At 67.4% G+C, this 16,496-nt stretch carries 18 protein-coding genes; 10 read left to right on the plus strand and 8 right to left on the minus strand.

What is annotated here, in order from left to right; all coding sequences use genetic code 11:
* Nucleotides 1-127 precede the first annotated feature (127 nt).
* Nucleotides 128-436 (plus strand): TM2 domain-containing protein, encoded by a 309-nt coding sequence (locus LPB142_RS10465; RefSeq protein ID WP_071166342.1) that lies wholly within the window; start codon nucleotides 128-130, stop codon nucleotides 434-436.
* A 238-nt stretch (nucleotides 437-674) separates the two neighbouring features.
* Here LPB142_RS10465 and LPB142_RS18475 read toward each other — a convergent pair whose 3' ends face one another.
* The 3 genes from LPB142_RS18475 to LPB142_RS10480 all read right to left on the minus strand — a co-directional run bounded on the left by LPB142_RS18475 (nucleotide 675) and on the right by LPB142_RS10480 (nucleotide 2,876).
* Nucleotides 675-1,421 (minus strand): helix-turn-helix transcriptional regulator, encoded by a 747-nt coding sequence (locus LPB142_RS18475; RefSeq protein WP_082872958.1) that lies wholly within the window; start codon nucleotides 1,419-1,421, stop codon nucleotides 675-677.
* A gap of 82 nt (nucleotides 1,422-1,503) precedes the next feature.
* The gene (locus LPB142_RS10475; RefSeq protein ID WP_068766722.1) at nucleotides 1,504-2,289 is read right to left on the minus strand and encodes a heme-dependent oxidative N-demethylase subunit alpha family protein; all 786 of its coding nucleotides are present in this window, start codon (nucleotides 2,287-2,289) and stop codon (nucleotides 1,504-1,506) included.
* 173 nt (nucleotides 2,290-2,462) lie between these two features.
* Nucleotides 2,463-2,876 (minus strand): DUF6314 family protein, encoded by a 414-nt coding sequence (locus LPB142_RS10480; RefSeq protein WP_071166343.1) that lies wholly within the window; start codon nucleotides 2,874-2,876, stop codon nucleotides 2,463-2,465.
* Nucleotides 2,877-2,954: 78 nt separating this feature from the next.
* Here LPB142_RS10480 and purB point away from each other — a divergent pair, with 78 nt between their 5' ends.
* The 6 genes from purB (at nucleotide 2,955) to LPB142_RS10505 (ending at nucleotide 9,271) form a co-directional block, all read left to right on the plus strand.
* Nucleotides 2,955-4,259 carry an adenylosuccinate lyase gene (gene purB / locus LPB142_RS10485; RefSeq protein WP_068766720.1) on the plus strand — a complete coding sequence of 435 codons (1,305 nt, stop codon included), beginning with the start codon at nucleotides 2,955-2,957 and terminating at the stop codon, nucleotides 4,257-4,259.
* A 143-nt stretch (nucleotides 4,260-4,402) separates the two neighbouring features.
* Nucleotides 4,403-5,443 carry a flagellar motor switch protein FliG gene (locus tag LPB142_RS10490; protein WP_071166344.1) on the plus strand — a complete coding sequence of 347 codons (1,041 nt, stop codon included), beginning with the start codon at nucleotides 4,403-4,405 and terminating at the stop codon, nucleotides 5,441-5,443.
* Between the two features lie 813 nt (nucleotides 5,444-6,256).
* On the plus strand, nucleotides 6,257-7,258 hold the full coding sequence (gene gap, locus LPB142_RS10495) for a type I glyceraldehyde-3-phosphate dehydrogenase (protein WP_068766719.1): 1,002 nt from the start codon (nucleotides 6,257-6,259) through the stop codon (nucleotides 7,256-7,258).
* A 31-nt stretch (nucleotides 7,259-7,289) separates the two neighbouring features.
* Nucleotides 7,290-7,433 carry a hypothetical protein gene (locus LPB142_RS19410; protein ID WP_198037824.1) on the plus strand — a complete coding sequence of 48 codons (144 nt, stop codon included), beginning with the start codon at nucleotides 7,290-7,292 and terminating at the stop codon, nucleotides 7,431-7,433.
* A 92-nt stretch (nucleotides 7,434-7,525) separates the two neighbouring features.
* A complete protein-coding gene (gap, locus tag LPB142_RS10500) occupies nucleotides 7,526-8,527 on the plus strand; it encodes a type I glyceraldehyde-3-phosphate dehydrogenase (RefSeq protein ID WP_068766718.1) in 1,002 nt (333 codons plus the stop codon).
* 111 nt (nucleotides 8,528-8,638) lie between these two features.
* Nucleotides 8,639-9,271, plus strand: a complete 633-nt coding sequence (locus LPB142_RS10505; protein WP_068766765.1) for a MarC family protein — start codon at nucleotides 8,639-8,641, stop codon at nucleotides 9,269-9,271.
* 6 nt (nucleotides 9,272-9,277) lie between these two features.
* Here LPB142_RS10505 and coaD read toward each other — a convergent pair whose 3' ends face one another.
* The 3 genes from coaD to LPB142_RS10520 form a co-directional block, all read right to left on the minus strand.
* Nucleotides 9,278-9,775: a pantetheine-phosphate adenylyltransferase gene (gene coaD, locus LPB142_RS10510; RefSeq protein ID WP_068766717.1), complete on the minus strand. Its 498-nt coding sequence runs from the start codon at nucleotides 9,773-9,775 to the stop codon at nucleotides 9,278-9,280.
* A gap of 126 nt (nucleotides 9,776-9,901) precedes the next feature.
* Nucleotides 9,902-10,336: a CBS domain-containing protein gene (locus tag LPB142_RS10515; RefSeq protein WP_068766764.1), complete on the minus strand. Its 435-nt coding sequence runs from the start codon at nucleotides 10,334-10,336 to the stop codon at nucleotides 9,902-9,904.
* Between the two features lie 77 nt (nucleotides 10,337-10,413).
* Nucleotides 10,414-11,313 carry a LysR family transcriptional regulator gene (locus tag LPB142_RS10520; protein ID WP_071166345.1) on the minus strand — a complete coding sequence of 300 codons (900 nt, stop codon included), beginning with the start codon at nucleotides 11,311-11,313 and terminating at the stop codon, nucleotides 10,414-10,416.
* 105 nt (nucleotides 11,314-11,418) lie between these two features.
* Here LPB142_RS10520 and LPB142_RS10525 point away from each other — a divergent pair, with 105 nt between their 5' ends.
* On the plus strand, nucleotides 11,419-12,918 hold the full coding sequence (locus LPB142_RS10525) for a CoA-acylating methylmalonate-semialdehyde dehydrogenase (protein ID WP_071166346.1): 1,500 nt from the start codon (nucleotides 11,419-11,421) through the stop codon (nucleotides 12,916-12,918).
* A gap of 271 nt (nucleotides 12,919-13,189) precedes the next feature.
* On the opposite strand, the gene LPB142_RS10530 is transcribed toward LPB142_RS10525, so the two are convergent.
* Together LPB142_RS10530 and LPB142_RS19060 are read right to left on the minus strand one after the other, a co-directional pair.
* Nucleotides 13,190-13,978: a class I SAM-dependent methyltransferase gene (locus LPB142_RS10530; protein WP_071166347.1), complete on the minus strand. Its 789-nt coding sequence runs from the start codon at nucleotides 13,976-13,978 to the stop codon at nucleotides 13,190-13,192.
* 27 nt (nucleotides 13,979-14,005) lie between these two features.
* Nucleotides 14,006-14,179 (minus strand): hypothetical protein, encoded by a 174-nt coding sequence (locus LPB142_RS19060; protein ID WP_156894361.1) that lies wholly within the window; start codon nucleotides 14,177-14,179, stop codon nucleotides 14,006-14,008.
* A 126-nt stretch (nucleotides 14,180-14,305) separates the two neighbouring features.
* Here LPB142_RS19060 and LPB142_RS10535 point away from each other — a divergent pair, with 126 nt between their 5' ends.
* Together LPB142_RS10535 and LPB142_RS10540 are read left to right on the plus strand one after the other, a co-directional pair.
* Nucleotides 14,306-15,454 (plus strand): acyl-CoA dehydrogenase family protein, encoded by a 1,149-nt coding sequence (locus LPB142_RS10535; RefSeq protein ID WP_071166348.1) that lies wholly within the window; start codon nucleotides 14,306-14,308, stop codon nucleotides 15,452-15,454.
* A complete protein-coding gene (locus LPB142_RS10540) occupies nucleotides 15,451-16,494 on the plus strand; it encodes an enoyl-CoA hydratase/isomerase family protein (protein ID WP_068766712.1) in 1,044 nt (347 codons plus the stop codon). The genes LPB142_RS10535 and LPB142_RS10540 overlap by 4 nt, the downstream gene beginning before the upstream one ends.
* The last annotated feature ends 2 nt before the right edge of the window (nucleotides 16,495-16,496 follow it).

The raw sequence follows: 16,496 nt of genomic DNA on the forward strand, positions 1-16,496 counted from the left end.
AACCGAAAGGCCCCGCGCTTGCGGGGCCTTTTGCATTGCGCGACGAGGGGCTGCGCCGGGCGAGGCCCTCCCCCCTTGCGCAACCGCCCGGCCCTCCCCATATCTCCCCCATGTTAAGGAGGTTCACATGACCGACACCCGCGCGCTCTACATCGAACAACGCGTCGCCAATGAAAGCCCCTCGGCGCTGGTGGCTTACCTGCTGTGGTTCTTCCTCGGCATGTTCGGCGCGCATCGCTTCTACCTCGGGCGCTGGCTCTCGGGGCTGATCATGCTCGTGCTCTTCGGGATCGGCTCGGCGCTGGCCTTCATCCTGGTGGGCTATATCCCGCTCGCGCTCGTCGGGCTCTGGTGGCTGCTCGATGCGCTCCTGATCCCCGGGATGATCGCGACCGACCGCGCCATCTTGCGCGCCCAGATCGCCTACGGCGGTTAACCACGACAAGCGGGGAAATTCCCCCTCTGGCCCGGCACGCCCCCGCCCGCCACGATGGGCCACGGCGCCTTGGCGACACACCGCCCCGGAGCCGGTTTTCACCAGGCTTTTCAGACCCTCTGCCATCGGCCCCCGGGCCGGTGGCCATTCGCCGGGGGCCAGCCGCCGGGGTCCATTCGCCGGGGGCCTGCCGCGCCCCGGGTCAGTCGCTCAGCCCCCCCCCGCTCAGCCCCCCCGCTCAGGGCGTGACGATGTTCAGGATCAAGGCCTTGGCCACCGCCTGATCGCGGGTGCGCGCGCGCAGCCGGTCCTTGGCGCGGGCGATATGCTTCTCGAAGGTCTTCTCCGAGATCCCCAGCCGGAAACAGATCTCCGCCGGGCGCAACCCCGCCGCGAGATAGCTCAGACAATCGAGCTCGCGCGGGGTGAGGCCCACGAAATCATTGGCCCGGTCGCGCCGCACCCGCGCATCGAGAAGCCGCCCCGCCGCGCGGATCGTGGCGCCCTGCGCCTCCCAGTCGCGCCGATAGGCCGGCGCCGCCGTCGCGCCATGCCACACGCCGAGCCCCGCGACGACCCGCCCCGCAGGATCGGCGCTGATCGGCAGGCTCACGCCAAACCGCATCCCCAGATCGCGCTCGATCTCGAATTGCGCGCGCTGCTCGGGGCGCATCTGCGCCATCCAGCCGGCCAGATCGGGCGGCTCCCATTGCACCTCGGCGGCGCCATTCACCAGCAACTCGAGCGAGGCATCGTGATCGAGCAAGGTGCCCGCGCCCACCGCCTGCACCCAATCCTCGGGGTAGGTGTGGTGGAAATAGAGCGCGCGGGTATAGGGCAGGGTCAAGAGATCCGAGGGCATCGCGGCAAAACCGTAAAACCAGCCCACACCCCCATGGTCGCGCAAGAAACGATCAAAAATCTCATAGGGGTTCTCGGCCGCGCGCAATAGCTCGGCCAACCCCACCAGCTCATACTGACGCATCCTGTCCCCACGGCCTCAATTGCCCTCCTCTCAGATGACCCGAGCGCCCGCGCCATTCAAGCGCGAAAGCGGCGCGCCGAGGTTATTGCGAGGCGCGGATCGGAAACGCCGCGAGCGAGGCGGCCTGATCGGGGCTGAGCGCCTCGGGGCGCACCAAATAGCTGTGGATCGAAAACGCCACCGCCCGGCTCTCGGGCAGCCGCACGAGGCCCTGCCGCTCGACCCGGATGAAGGGCGCCGCGCCATGCAAGGCGCGGTCCTCGGCCTCGCCGCGCGGGTTGTGGAGCGGCGCATCGGAGAAATGCGCCGTGCCGCGCATCAAGGGGCGGCCGGGCTGCACCCCGTCGAGCAGCCGCTGCACCCGCGCGCCGATCTCCTCGGTATAGGCCTTGACCGGCACATGGATCCCCATCATCGGGCGGCCGAATTTCTCCGCCAGACGCCAGCCCGAGGGGAAACAGAGCACCGCCCCGGTCAGGACATGGCCCTCGGGGCCCGCCTCCATCAGACAGAAATCCTCCTGCACGAGGCGCCCGAGCGTGGCGAGCGGATCGGCGCGCTCGAGCGTGACCCACACCCCATCCGGGCGCCGCACCTCGCCCCCCGCGAACTCGAACCCAAGCCCCGGCAAGAGGCCCAGAACCAGGTCATAAAGCTCCTCCGCCGCCGGACGCGCCGCCTCCGCAAGCGCCAGAACCGCCGCCCGATCGCCCTCGATCAGCCGCACCCGCTCGGCCATCTGCGCGCTATAGGCGTCATCCACCTCGAGCCAGTCCGCCATCTCGATCGGCACCACCCCGGGCAAACGACGGGTGCGCGGATCATGCCAGGGGGCAAACGACAGACGGTTTTGCAGAATCGGGCTCATGGCGCCAAGCTCGCGCCGAACCGGGCGCCGCGCAAGACCCAACGCTGCAGGGGGGCGCCGCCCCCCGGCTTCGCCTCCCCCCGGGATATTTTTGGCAAGATGAAGGGGGCTCATTCATCTTGCTCCAAATATCCCGGGGGTGAATGCCGAAGGCAGAGGGGGCAGCGCCCCCTTCACGCCCGCCGGTAATCGGAGATCATCGTGTAATCCTTGCGCGGGCCGCGCACCCGCCACTCGGCGCGCCAGGCGGGCCAGACGGAGAAATCATAGCGCACGCGGTAATCATCGGGGTCGCACCAATGCTGCGCCTCGGCCGCGGTCTGATCGGGGGAGAAGCGGTGAAAGAACCGCCCGTCGGAGAAATGGACCGCGATCGCGCCGCCCTCCTCGGCCCAAGCGTAGGCGCGTTCGGCGCGCATCGGGCGCGCGCCGGGGATCAGGAGCTCCCCCTCCTCGCGGTAGGCAAGCCCCCCGCCCTCGGGTCGGAGCCAGGCGCGGCCGGTGAAGGCGGCCTCGGGCTGCCCCGCCGCCCGGATCCGCCGCGCAACCGTCCATTCCCCCGCAAAATCCGCCAGTTTCCGCGCCATCCGCCCCCCATCCGCCTTGCCCCAAAGCCCCTGCCAGTCTAGAAGCGCGCCAGATCCGCCACAAGCAAGAGGCCCGCCATGATCCCGCGTTATTCCCGCAAAGAGATGGTCGACATCTGGGAACCCGCCACGAAATTCAAGATCTGGTATGAGATCGAGGCCCATGCCTGTGACGCGCAGGCGGCTCTCGGCGTGATCCCGAAGGAAAGCGCCGCCGCCGTCTGGACCGCCAAGGATGTCGAATTCGATGTCGCGCGGATCGACGAGATCGAGGCCGTCACCAAACATGACGTGATCGCCTTCCTGACCCATTTGGCCGAGCATATCGGCTCGACCGAGGCGCGCTTCGTGCACCAGGGCATGACCTCCTCGGACGTGCTCGACACCACGCTCAACGTGCAGCTCGTGCGCGCCGCCGATATCTTGCTCAAGGACATGGACCGGCTGCTCGCGGCGCTGAAAAAGCGCGCCTTCGAGCACAAGGACACGGTGCGCATCGGCCGCTCGCACGGCATCCACGCCGAGCCCACCACCATGGGCCTGACATTCGCGCGCTTCTACGCCGAGATGGACCGCAACAAGAACCGCCTCGAGAAGGCGCGCTGGGAGGTCGCCACCGGCGCGATCTCGGGCGCGGTCGGCACCTTCGCCAATATCGACCCGGCGGTCGAGGAACATGTCTGCGAGAAGCTCGGCCTGCGCCCCGAGCCGATCTCGACCCAGGTGATCCCGCGCGACCGTCACGCGATGTTCTTCGCGACGCTCGGCGTGATCGCGAGCTCGATCGAGAATGTCGCGATCGAGATCCGCCACATGCAGCGCACCGAGGTGCTGGAAGCGGAAGAGTTCTTCTCGAAGGGCCAGAAGGGCTCCTCGGCGATGCCGCACAAGCGCAACCCGGTGCTGACCGAGAACCTCACCGGGCTTGCGCGGCTGGTTCGGATGGCGGTCGTGCCGGCGATGGAGAACGTGGCGCTCTGGCATGAGCGCGACATCTCGCACAGCTCGGTCGAGCGCGGCATCGGCCCGGATGCGACGATCACCCTCGATTTCGCGCTCAACCGGCTCGCCGGCGTGATCGAGAACCTCGTGATCTACCCCGACAACATGCTCAAGAACATGAACAAGTTCAAAGGCCTGGTGATGTCGCAGCGGGTTTTGCTGGCGCTGACGCAGGCGGGGGTGTCGCGCGAGGATGCCTATCGGCTGGTGCAGCGCAACGCGATGAAAGTCTGGGAACAGGGCGCGGATTTCAAGACCGAGCTCCTGGCCGACCCCGAGGTCACCGCCGCGCTCTCGCCCGCCGAGATCGAGGAGAAATTCGACCTCGGCTATCACACCAAACATGTCGACACGATCTTCCGCCGCGTGTTTGGCGCGTGATCGGCGCGACGCGCGATCCGGGGGCCCTTCGGGGCCCCTTTTGCATGGGCGACGGGGCGATGGTAACCGCGCCTTAACCGCCTTCGTGCCACCCTGCCGGAAAGCCGCAGGAATCGGAGGAACGGGTGAACGCGATCGCTCAGATGCAGCCCTTGGGTCAGTTGACGGGCTTTGGCGGCTCGGCGCGGCCGGTGCTGTCGAAAAAGCAAAAGGCCGCGATCATCGTGCGGCTTCTGTCGGCCGAGGGGCTGAAGGTGCCGCTGACCGATCTGAGCGAGGATCAGCAGACGCAGCTGACCGAGCATATCGCGGCGATGAAACTCGTCGACAAGGAGACGCTGCAGGAGGTTGTCGAGGAATTCTGCCATGAGCTCGAGGCGGTGGGGCTCGCCTTCCCCGGCGGGCTCGATGGCGCGCTCTCGCTGCTCGATGGGCAGCTCTCGGCCTCCGCCGCGACCCGGCTGCGCCGGCTCGCTTCGGGCAGCTCGCGCGCCGACCCCTGGGAGCGGCTCGCCGGGCTCAACGCGCAGGTGCTTCTGCCGGTGATCGAGGCGGAAAGCACCGAGGTGGGGGCGGTCGTGCTCTCCAAGCTCTCGGTCGCCAAGGCCGCGGAAATCCTGGGGAAATTGCCGGGCGAGAAGGCGCGGCGGATCGCCTATGCGGTGTCGCTGACCGGCAATGTCGCGCCCGAGACGGTGCATCGGATCGGCCTCGCCCTCGCCCAGCAGCTCGATGCGGCGCCGCCCAAGGCCTTTGACACCGGCCCGGTGGAGCGCGTCGGCGCGATCCTCAACTACTCCCCCGCCGCGACCCGCGATGCGGTGCTCAAAGGGCTCGAGGAGGAGGATCAGGTGTTCGCCGAACAGGTCCGCAAGGCGATTTTCACCTTTACCAATATCCCCTCCCGGATCGATCCGCGCGATATCCCGAAGATCTTGCGCAATGTCGATCAGGCGCGGCTCATCACCGCGCTGGCGGGCGCCAAGGGCGAGGCGGAGAAGGCTGCGGAATTCATCCTCACCAACATGTCGCAGCGGATGGCGGCAAGTCTGCGCGACGAGATGGCGAACCTTGGCAAGGTCAAGGAAAAGGATGCCGAGGAAGCCGCGAACGAAGTCGTCAATGCGATCCGCGAGATGGAAGCCTCGGGCGAGATCTTCCTCGTCGCGGAGGACGAGGAGTAAGGGGGCTCTGCCCCCGGCCTGCGGCCTCCCCCGGGATATTTCGGCATCGTTGAAAGCCGGGGCCGGGCGCGGGCGATACCGGGCGCGGCGGCTCGGAGGCTCGGCGGGGCTTTGGGCGGCGGGGACGTGGGATTCGCGGGCCGGTGCAACAGGGCTTCCGTTGGCAGCCCTGCATGGCGTCGGCGGCGGATCCGGGTCAGGCCGGGCGCGACCCGGGCCTTGGGCGCGGGCGGCAAGGCCGCGGCGCCTCGAGCGGCCGCGCTATCAGGCGTCGGTGGCAGATCCGGCACAGGCAAGCCAACCGCGACCCTCGGATGCGGCCGGCGGGGCCGCGGGGGCTTGCGGTCACGGTCCTGCGGGGCGCGGGCGGCGGATCCGGCGCAGGGCGGGCGCGACCCGGGCCTTGGGCGCGGGCGACGGGGCCGCGGGCGGGCGGGCTGTCGGGCCCGGCGGCGGATCCGGCTCAGGGCGGGCGCGCCCCGGGCCTTGGGCGCGGGCGGCAAGGCCGCGGGGCTTGCGGCCCCGGTCCTGCGGGGCTCGGGCCGCAGGACCGGGGCGGGGCTGGCGCGACTCAGACCGGGGGCTGCGGGCGGCGGCGGGGCTTTGCGCGCCCAATTCCGGCGGCGGGCCGGACCGCGGATCGGCGGCTTTGTGCACAATGGCACACCGTGGCCGCTAACGTTACCGCCACCAGAAGATGTTTCCGCTACCACCCTGAAACTGCGGGTTTTCCGCTCGGCAAAGCCATGGTATCGGCCTTGCAACGCAATCGCTCCGATTGCCTTGGCCCCTTTACCTAGTCAGGAGAGCGCTATGACCGTCACCATCGGGATCAACGGTTTCGGCCGCATCGGCCGCTGCACCCTCGCCCATATCGCGGAAGCCGCGCGCAACGACGTGCAGGTTGTCAAGATCAACGCCACCGGCCCGATCGAGACCAACGCGCATCTGCTGAAATACGACTCGGTCCACGGCCGGTTCGGCGGCCCGGTGAAGGTCGAGGGCAAGACGCTCGACCTCGGCCAGGGCCCGATCGAGGTGATGTCGACCTACAACCCCGATGAGCTGAACTGGGACGGCATCGATGTCGTTCTGGAATGCACCGGCAAGTTCAACTCGCGCGACAAGGCCGCCGTCCACCTCGGCCGCGGCGCGAAACGCGTGCTGGTGTCGGCGCCGGCGACCAACGCCGACAAGACCATCGTCTATGGCGTGAACCACCGCGATCTGCGCGCCGAGCATCTCGTCGTCTCGAACGGCTCGTGCACCACCAACTGCCTCGCGCCGCTGGCCAAGGTGCTCAACGACACCGTCGGCATCGAATCGGGGATCATGACCACGGTGCACAGCTACACCGGCGACCAGCCGACGCTTGACCGCCGCCACAAGGATCTCTACCGCGCCCGCGCCGCGGCGATGGCGATGATCCCGACCTCGACCGGCGCTGCGAAGGCGATCGGCGAGGTGCTGCCCGAACTCGCCGGCAAGCTCGACGGCACCGCGCTGCGCGTGCCGACCCCGAATGTCTCGGCGGTCGACCTGACCTTCATCGCCGGCAAATCGGTCACCCGCGACGAGATCAACGAGATCGTGCGCGAGGCCGCCGCGGGCCATATGGGCGCCGTGCTCGGCTATGACCCGGAACCGAAAGTCTCGATCGACTTCAATCACACCACGCAATCGTCTATCTTCGCCCCCGACCAGACCAAGGTCACCGGCGGCAAGCTGGTGCGCGTGCTGGCGTGGTATGACAACGAATGGGGCTTCTCCTGCCGCATGGCCGATGTGGCCGGCGCGATCGGGCGGCTCATCTAACACCCGGGCGGGCCCGGGGGACGAGGGACGGATGAACACCCCTATCGCCATCGGGCTTGCATCGCTGATCATTCTTTGCGCTCTGATCGACGGCTTTGCCAACGATTGGGGCGCAATGCTTTTTCTCGCCCGAAAAATGCTCCTGCTGATCGACTGGGTCGAATTCTGGCGCTGAGCCGCGCTATCTTCTGTTGACCTTTCGTGCTTTCGTGCGATGTTAGCGCCAACGCTGCGCCGCAGTGTGGCGCGTGGCCAGAGGAGGCAGAGATGGCGGTTAAAGTGGCAATCAACGGCTTCGGGCGGATCGGGCGCAATGTCTTGCGCGCGATCATCGAATCGGGGCGCACCGACATTGAGGTGGTGGCGATCAACGACCTCGGCTCGGTGGAGACCAACGCCCATCTGCTGCAATTCGATTCCGTTCACGGCCGCTTCCCCGTCGAGGTGAAAACCGCCGGCAACACGATCGACGTCGGCCGCGGGCCGATCGAGGTCTCGGCGGTGCGCAACCCCGCCGAGCTGCCCTGGGCGCATGTCGATATCGTCATGGAATGCACCGGCATCTTCACCGACCGCGAGAAGGCCGCGATCCATCTCGAGAATGGCGCGAGCCGGGTTCTCGTCTCGGCGCCCTCGAAAGGCGCGGACAATACCGTGGTTTACGGCGTCAACCATGACAGCCTGACCGCCGATCAGCTCGTCGTGTCGAATGCGAGCTGCACGACGAACTGCCTCGCGCCGGTGGCGAAAGTGTTGAGCGAGACGGTGGGGATCACCAAGGGTTTCATGACCACGATCCACTCCTATACCGGCGATCAGCCGACGCTCGACACGTTCCACAAGGATCTCTACCGCGCCCGCGCGGCGGCGATGAGCATGATCCCGACGACGACGGGGGCGGCGCGCGCGGTGGGGCTCGTTCTGCCGCAGCTCAAGGGCAAGCTCGACGGCGTGGCCGTGCGGGTGCCGACCCCCAATGTCTCGGTCGTCGATCTGGTCTTCGAGGCCGAGCGCGACACCACCGTCGAGGAGATCAACGCCGCGATCATCGCCGCCGCCGAGGGGCCGCTCAAGGGCATCCTCGCCTATACCGCGCGGCCCAATGTCTCGATCGATTTCAACCACGACCCGCACAGCTCGACCTTCGCGCTCGACCAGACCCATGTCATGGAAGGCAACATGATCCGGGTGCTGAGCTGGTATGACAACGAATGGGGCTTCTCCAACCGCATGGCCGATACCGCCGTCGCGATGGGCAAGCTGATCTGAGACGCGGATTTTTTGCGCAAAATGAAGGGGCTGGCGGGAATGTGACCGCCCGCCCCTTTGTCGTTTCCCGGATGCGCCGCTAGAGTGCTCGGGCTCACGAAAGGATCCGATTTGCTCTCCCCCGCCCAGATCTTGCAGGAATTCATCACGCTTTGGGTCGTCATCGACCCGATCGGCACGCTGCCGGTGTTTCTCGCCGTCACCGCGGGGATGAGCGCGGCGCAGCGCCGCTCGGTGGCGCTGCGGGCGGTGACGGTGTCCTTCGTGGTGCTGACCGTGTTCATCGTGCTCGGCCAGGTCGTGCTCGATGCGCTCGGCCTCGCTCTGCCGGCCTTCCAGATCGCGGGCGGGATCGTGCTGTTTCTCTTCGCGCTGACGATGATCTTCGGCCATTCCAAGCCCGAGGAGGAGATCGCCGAGGCCGAACGCGTGCGCCAGACCTCGGTGTTTCCGGTCGCGATCCCCTCGATCGCCTCGCCCGGCGCGATGCTCACCGTGGTGATCCTGACCGACAACGACCGCTTCTCGCTCGCCCATCAGGCGATTACGACGGGGCTGATGGCGCTCGTGCTGGGCGCGACGCTCGGGATCTTGCTCGCGGCGGGGCCCTTGGTGCGGGTGATCGGCACGACGGGCGCGGCGGTGATCAGCCGGGTGATGGGCATGATCCTCGCCGCGGTGGCGGTCGATGCGGTGCTGAAGGCGCTGGTCACGATCGGCGTGCTGCCCGCTTACGCGGGCTGAGCCGGCTCAGGCCTTGCCGAGGCGCTCGAGCAGCCGGTCCTTGACCGCGGGCGTCACAAAGCGCGAGACATCGCCATCGAGCCGCGCGATCTCCTTGACCAGTTTCGAGGCGATCGCCTGACGGCGCGCATCGGCCATCAGGAACACCGTCTCGACCGAGGAATCGAGCGCGCGGTTCATGCCAACCATCTGGAATTCATACTCGAAATCCGCCACGGCCCGCAGCCCGCGGATGATCACATTCGCCCCCACATCGCGCGCGCAATGGATCAGCAGGTTCTCGAACGGATGCACGACAATCTCGCCGCCGCAGCGCGCGGTGATCTCGGAACATTCCGCCTCGATCATCTCGACCCGCTCCTCGAGCGAGAACAGCGGCCCCTTGTCGCGGTTGATCGCGACCCCGATCACCAGCCGGTCGACGAGCGCGAGCGCGCGCTGGATGATGTCGATATGCCCCAGGGTCACCGGATCGAAGGTTCCGGGGTAAAGACCGACGCGCATGGGCTCCTCCTCGAGACCGTTTCAGCAAGGGTTCAGGGCACGCAACGATATTGCGCGCCCTTTTGCAAGCCCCGAAGCGCCGCGGCGCAGCGTCACGGGCCCGTGACCGCCGCGTCGGCCCGCCGCTCAGCTCCCCATGATCATCCCGGTGAGCGCCTCTTTCTCCATGTTGAGCTCAGCGAGCCGCGCCGCGATAACGTCGCGGATCGAGATCAGCCCGACCATCACCTCGCCCTCCATCACCGGCATGTGGCGAAAGCCGCCCTTGCTCATCCGCTCCATCACCTCGGCGGTGGTATCGGTGCGGGTGCAGCCGATGGCGTTTTTCGTCATGATCTCATCGACCGGCAGCGCCAGCACCGCCGCGCCGCGCCGGCCGAGCTCGCGCACCACGTCGCGCTCCGAGACGATCCCGTCGACATGGCGCCCATCGCGCGAGATGATCAGCGCGCCGATCCGCCGCGCCGAGAGGATCTCGGCCACTTCGGCGACGCTCGTGCCCGGCGCGACGGTGGTCACGCTGTCGTCCTTCTTGGTCTTCAGAATTTGCAGAACCTGCATCGCATCCTCCCCTTGCGCAGCCATGCCTTAGCGTCACCGCCACGCAAGAATCTGTCAAGCCGGAATGTTAGCGTTAACTATTCTTGCGCCGCCAGCGCCTCGAGCCGGGCGACCTCGGCGCGCACCCCCTGCCCCAGCGCCTCGGCCAGCCGCGTGAGGCGCTCGGAGCGGCGGTCGTCGGCATGACGGATCAGCCAGAAGGTCCGCGCGATCGCGACCGAGCCGGGCAAGACCCGCCGCACGCCCGGGCAAAACGGGATCGCGAAATCATGCACGATGCCGACGCCCGCGCCCGCGCGCACCATCTGCATCTGCACCGAGACCGAATTCGAGGCGAGCCCGACCGTCCCCGCCCCGGTCTCGGCGAAATAATCGAGCTCCTTGTCGAAGATCATGTCGGGGATGTAGCCGATCATCCGATGCCCCGCGAGATCGGCTTTCGCGCGGATCGGCGGGGTGCGCGCGAGGTAATCCTCATGCGCGGCCAGATGCAGGTGATAATCGGCGAGCTTTTGCACCGTGAGCCGCCCCGCCGAGGGCCGCGACACCGCGATCGCCATATCGGCCTCGCGCTTGGAGAGGTTGAAGACCCGCGGCAGCGCGACGATCTGGATCTCGAGCCCCGGGTTCGCGTCGCAGATCGCCGCGCAGACCTGCGGCAGCAGGTAATTGGCGCAGCCATCGGGCGCGCCGATCCTGAGCTGGCCGGTGAGCCGCCCGGCCGCGCCCGACAGCTCCTCCGCCGCGCCGCTCATCGCGGCCTCGGCCGCCTCGGCATGGGGCAAAAGCCGCCCGCCCGCCTCGCTCAGCTGATAGCCCTGCGGCGATTTGACGAAGAGCTTGGCGCCCAGATCCTCCTCGAGCCGCCCGATCCGCCGCCCCACCGTCGCCGCATCGCATTTCAGCGCCCGCCCCGCCGCCGACAGGCTCTCGCCCCGCGCCACCGCCAGAAACACCCGCAGATCATCCCAATCCATCGCCGCTCCCTTTGCAAAAATGCAAAACGCTTTTGCCACACTTCCGCTTTTCTCGGCATTTTCGCAATCATAATCTCGCCCCGAACCAATCCTTGGGAGGATGCGATGAAAGAGATCGGTCACTGGATCAACGGCAAGCTCGTGGCGGGCACCTCGGGCCGCTTCACGGATGTCTACAACCCCGCGACGGGCGAAGTGCAGGCGAAGGTCTCGCTCGCGACCAAGGCCGAGCTCGACGCCGCCGTCGCCGCCGCCGAAGCCGCGCAACCGGGCTGGGCCGCCACCAACCCGCAGCGCCGCGCCCGCGTGATGATGAAATTCGGCGATCTGATCAACCAGCACATGGAAGAACTCGCCACCCTCGTCTCGGCCGAACACGGCAAGACGCTGCCCGATGCGCGCGGCGATGTGCAGCGCGGCCTCGAGGTGATCGAGGTCTGCATGGGCGCGCCGGCGATGCTCAAGGGCGAATATACCGACAGCGCCGGCCCCGGCATCGACCTCTACGCGATGCGCCAGCCGCTCGGCGTGGTCGCGGGCATCGCGCCGTTCAACTTCCCGGCGATGATCCCGCTGTGGAAGATGGGCCCGGCCCTCTCGGCGGGCAATGCGATGATCCTCAAACCCTCCGAGCGCTGCCCCTCGACCTCGCTGCGTCTGGCCGAGCTCGCGAAGGAAGCGGGCCTGCCCGATGGCGTGCTCCAGGTCGTCAACGGCGACAAGGAGGTCGTCGACGCGATCCTCGACAACGAGACCGTGCAGGCGGTGGGCTTCGTCGGCTCGACCCCGATCGCGCAATATATCTACGGCCGCGCCGCCAATAACGGCAAACGCGCGCAATGCTTCGGCGGCGCGAAGAACCACATGATCATCATGCCCGACGCCGATCTCGACAAGGCGGCCGACGCGCTGGTGGGCGCCTCGATGGGGGCTGCGGGCGAGCGCTGCATGGCGATCTCGGTCGCGGTGCCGGTGGGCAAGGAAACCGCCGACAAGCTGATCGAAAAGCTGATCCCGAAGATCGAGAAGCTGAAGGTCGGCCCCTATACCGCCGGCGAGGACGTGGATTTCGGCCCCGTCATCACCAAACAGGCGCTCGACCGGATCACCGGGCTGATCGGCTCGGGCGTGGATCAGGGCGCCACCCTCGTCGTCGACGGCCGCGGGCTGAAGATCCAGGGCTATGAAAACGGCTTCTTCGTCGGCCCGACCCTCTTTGACGACGTGACCCCGGAGATGGACATCTACAAACAGGAGATCTTCGGGCCGGTGCTCTCGACCGTGCGGATGGAGACCTACGCAGAGGCGCTCAAGCTCGTGATCGACAACGAATACGGCAACGGCACCTCGATCTTCACCGCCGACGGCGACACCGCCCGCGATTTCGCCTCGCGCGTCAATGTCGGTATGGTCGGCATCAACTTCCCGATCCCGGTGCCGCTCAGCTACTACAGCTTCGGCGGCTGGAAGAAATCGGCCTTTGGTGATCTCAACCAATACGGCCCCGACGCCTTCCGCTTCTACACCAAGACCAAGACCGTCACCGCGCGCTGGTTCTCGGGCATCAAGGAAGGCGCGAGCCTGAACTTCAAGGCGCTCGACTGAGCCCTCGCGCCCGGGTGCCCTCCTCGCAAGGGCGGCGCCCGGCCCCGACCCCGGATTTGCGTATTTGGACCAAGAAGAAACGCATCCGCTTTCATCTTGCCCCAAATATCCCGGGGGGAGGGCCGCAAGGCCCGGGGGGCAGCGCCCCCACCCCGCTCTCAAGAGGCGCCGCGCTGGCGCCTCTTGCTTTCGCCGAAAAAATTAAACGATAGTTCATTTCCAGAGTTTCGGGGAGGAAACCATGGAAATCACCGCGCCCCCGCGGCCCGCCTCAGCGCTTGAACGCCGACAGCCGCATGTAGCTGAGCGGCCCGGTCTCGCGCCCCGCGGGCAGCTCGAACTGCGCATAGACATAGGGGCCGAGGATCCCCGCGACGGCGTTGCGCGCCAGATAGGGCACCGCCTTGACCGCGAGCCGCGCCTTCCAGTCGCCGACGAAGGGCGCCGTGCGCCGGTGCAGATCACACAGCCCCGGCAGAACCTCGAGGCTGCGATCGACGCAGCTCTCGATCGCCATCCCCGCCCCCGTCAGCGCCGCCTCCCAGGCCGGGGCGTTGGAAAAGCCGTTGTTCACCGCCATCGAGATTTCATAGAGCTTCACCGCGCGCTGCATCTCGGGGGCGAAGTCCTCGAAGGGCAGGTTGCGGAACACGTCGAACATGACAAACCAGCCGCCCGGCGCGAGAACCCGCGCGATCGCGCCCGCAACCGCGTCGAGATCGACCGCATAGCACAGCGTCTCGACGCTGAAGACCACATCGAAGGTGCCCAGCTCCGCCGGGATCGGCTCGTAGCTCGCCTCGACCGCGGTGACATTCGTCAGCCCGAGCTCGGCCGCGCGCGCCCGGATCGCCGCGACATGGGCGGGCATCAGATCGAGCGCGACAAACTCCACCTCGGGCAGCTGCTCGGCCAGATGCAGCACGTTGAACCCCATCCCCGCGCCCAGCTCGAGCACCCGTTTCGCGCCGCGGTTGACGATCTTGCGCTTGACCATGACCGCCTGCGCGCGGAACCCCGAGGGGTGGTAGACACGGTCCATGTTGATCGCAAGATGCATGCAGCCGCGCTGGCTGTAGAACTTCTCCTAGCCGATCCGCGACTGCTCGTAATAGATCTTGGTGCGGTCCTCGCCCTCGTCGCGCAGCATCTTTTCGATGCCGAAGAGGCCGTCGACGGTCTTCAGCGCGTCTTTCAACCCCGCGGCCATGTCGAGCGCTTCGGGCGTCGGGGCGGGCTCGGGCGTCGGGGTCTGAGACATTCTGGGGCGCTCTCCTTCTGGGCTCGGCGGCCCCCCTATCAACGCCCCCCGCGCCCGACAAGCGCACCCTTGCCTTCGCGCCGCGCGGCGCAGACACTTTGACCCAGACGACTTCGGGAGGAGCTCATGGATTTTGCACTCAGCGAGGAACAACAGGCGATTTTCGACATGGCCCATGCCTTTGGCCAAGCCGAGATCGCGCCCCATGCCCGCGCCTGGGAGGCCGAGGGCACGATCCCCAAAAGCCTCTGGCCAAAGCTCGCCGAGCTTGGCCTCGGCGGGATCTATGTCGCCGAGGACTGGGGCGGCTCGGGCCTCTCGCGGCTCGATGCGACGCTGATTTTCGAAGCGCTGGCAATGGCTTGCCCGGCGGTCGGGTCGTTTCTGTCGATCCATAACATGTGCGGCGGCATGATCGACAAATTCGGCACGCCCGAGAACAAGGCGCGCTGGCTGCCCAAACTCTGCACGATGGAGACGGTGTTTTCCTACTGCCTGACGGAACCCGGCTCGGGCTCGGATGCGGCCGCGCTGCGCACCCGCGCCGAAGCCGCGCCGGGCGGCTGGGCGGTGACCGGCACCAAGGCCTTCATCTCGGGCGGCGGCTACTCCGACGCCTATCTGACCATGGTCCGCACCGGCGGCCCCGGCCCGAAAGGGATCTCGACCCTCGTCGTCGAGGCCGGCACCGAGGGGCTGAGCTTCGGCGCGGCCGAGGACAAGATGGGCTGGCGCGCCCAACCCACCGCGCAGGTGCAATTCGACGCCTGCCCGGTGCCGGCCGAGAACCTGATCGGCGAGGAGGGGCGCGGCTTTGCCTATGCGATGGCCGGGCTCGACGGCGGGCGGCTCAACATCGCGGCCTCGGCGCTCGGCGGCGCGCAGGCCGCGCTCGACGCGACGCAGCGCTACATGTCCGAGCGCCAGGCCTTCGGCCAGAGCCTCGATCAGTTCCAGGCGCTGCAATTCCGCCTCGCCGAGATGGAGGTCAAGCTGCAATCGGCCCGGATCTTCCTGCGCCAGGCGGCCTGGAAGCTCGACAACCGCGCCCCGGACGCGACGAAATTCTGCGCCATGGCAAAGCTTTACGTCACCGACGCGGCCTTCGAGGTGGCCAACCAATGCCTGCAGCTGCACGGTGGCTACGGCTATCTCGCCGATTACGGCATCGAGAAGATCGTGCGCGATCTGCGCGTCCACCAGATCCTCGAAGGCACCAATGAAATCATGCGGTTGATCATCAGCCGCGCCATGAAAGCGGAGCGGGGCGAATGAGCGAAGAGACGATGATCGTGCGCAAGGAAGGCCGCGCGGGGCGGCTGACCTTCAACCGGGAGAAGGCGCTCAACGCGCTCGATTTCGATATGGCGATGGCGATCGAGCGCGCGCTCGTCGCCTGGCGCGACGACCCCGAGGTCGAGATCGTGGTGATCGACGCAGTCGGGCCGCGCGCCTTTTGCGCGGGCGGCGATATCGCCAAGATCTACCATCAGGGCCGCGCGGGCGATTTCACCACCGGGCCGAAATTCTGGCGCGACGAATATCGGATGAACGCCGATCTGGCCGAATATCCGAAGCCGATTGTTTCCTTCATGCAGGGGTTCGTGATGGGCGGCGGCGTCGGCGTCGGCGGCCATGTGACCTGCCGCGTGGTCGGCGACACCACGCAGATCGCCATGCCGGAATGCGGGATCGGGCTGATCCCCGATGTCGGCGGCACGCTGCTTTTGGCGCGCGCGCCCGGGCGGGTGGGCGAATATCTCGGCCTGACCGGCGCGCGGATCGGCGCGGCGGATGCGATTTATGCAGGTTTTGCCGATGTTTACGCTCCGGAGGCGGAATGGGAGGCGCTGAAGGCGCGGCTTGTCGAGACCGCCGATCTCGGCGTGATCGCGCGCGGGCGGATGCCGGAGGCGAAGGGCTTTCTCGCCGATCGTCGGCCGCAGATCGAGGCGGCCTTCGGCGGCGCCAACCTGCGCGAGATTGTTGCGTCTTTGGAAACGGCGGGCACGGTTTTCGCCGCCGAGACGCTCGCCACGATCCGGCGCAACTCGGCGCTTTCGATGGAGGCGGCGCTGCGGCTGGTGCGGATGACGCGCGCCACGCCCGACATCCGCTCGGCGCTGGAAAACGAGTTCCGCTTCACGCTGCGCGCGGTCGAACACGCCGATTTCCTCGAGGGCGTGCGCGCCCAGATCATCGACAAGGACCGCAAGCCGGTCTGGAAATACAGCCTCGAAACGCTGCCCGAAGCGGCGGTCGCGGCGCTTCTGGAGCCCCTGCCGAAAGGCTGGGAAATCCCTTTCGCCGCCTGAAG

It is taken from the genome of Rhodobacter xanthinilyticus (genome assembly GCF_001856665.1).
In the GTDB taxonomy this organism is placed as follows: domain Bacteria; phylum Pseudomonadota; class Alphaproteobacteria; order Rhodobacterales; family Rhodobacteraceae; genus Rhodobacter; species Rhodobacter xanthinilyticus.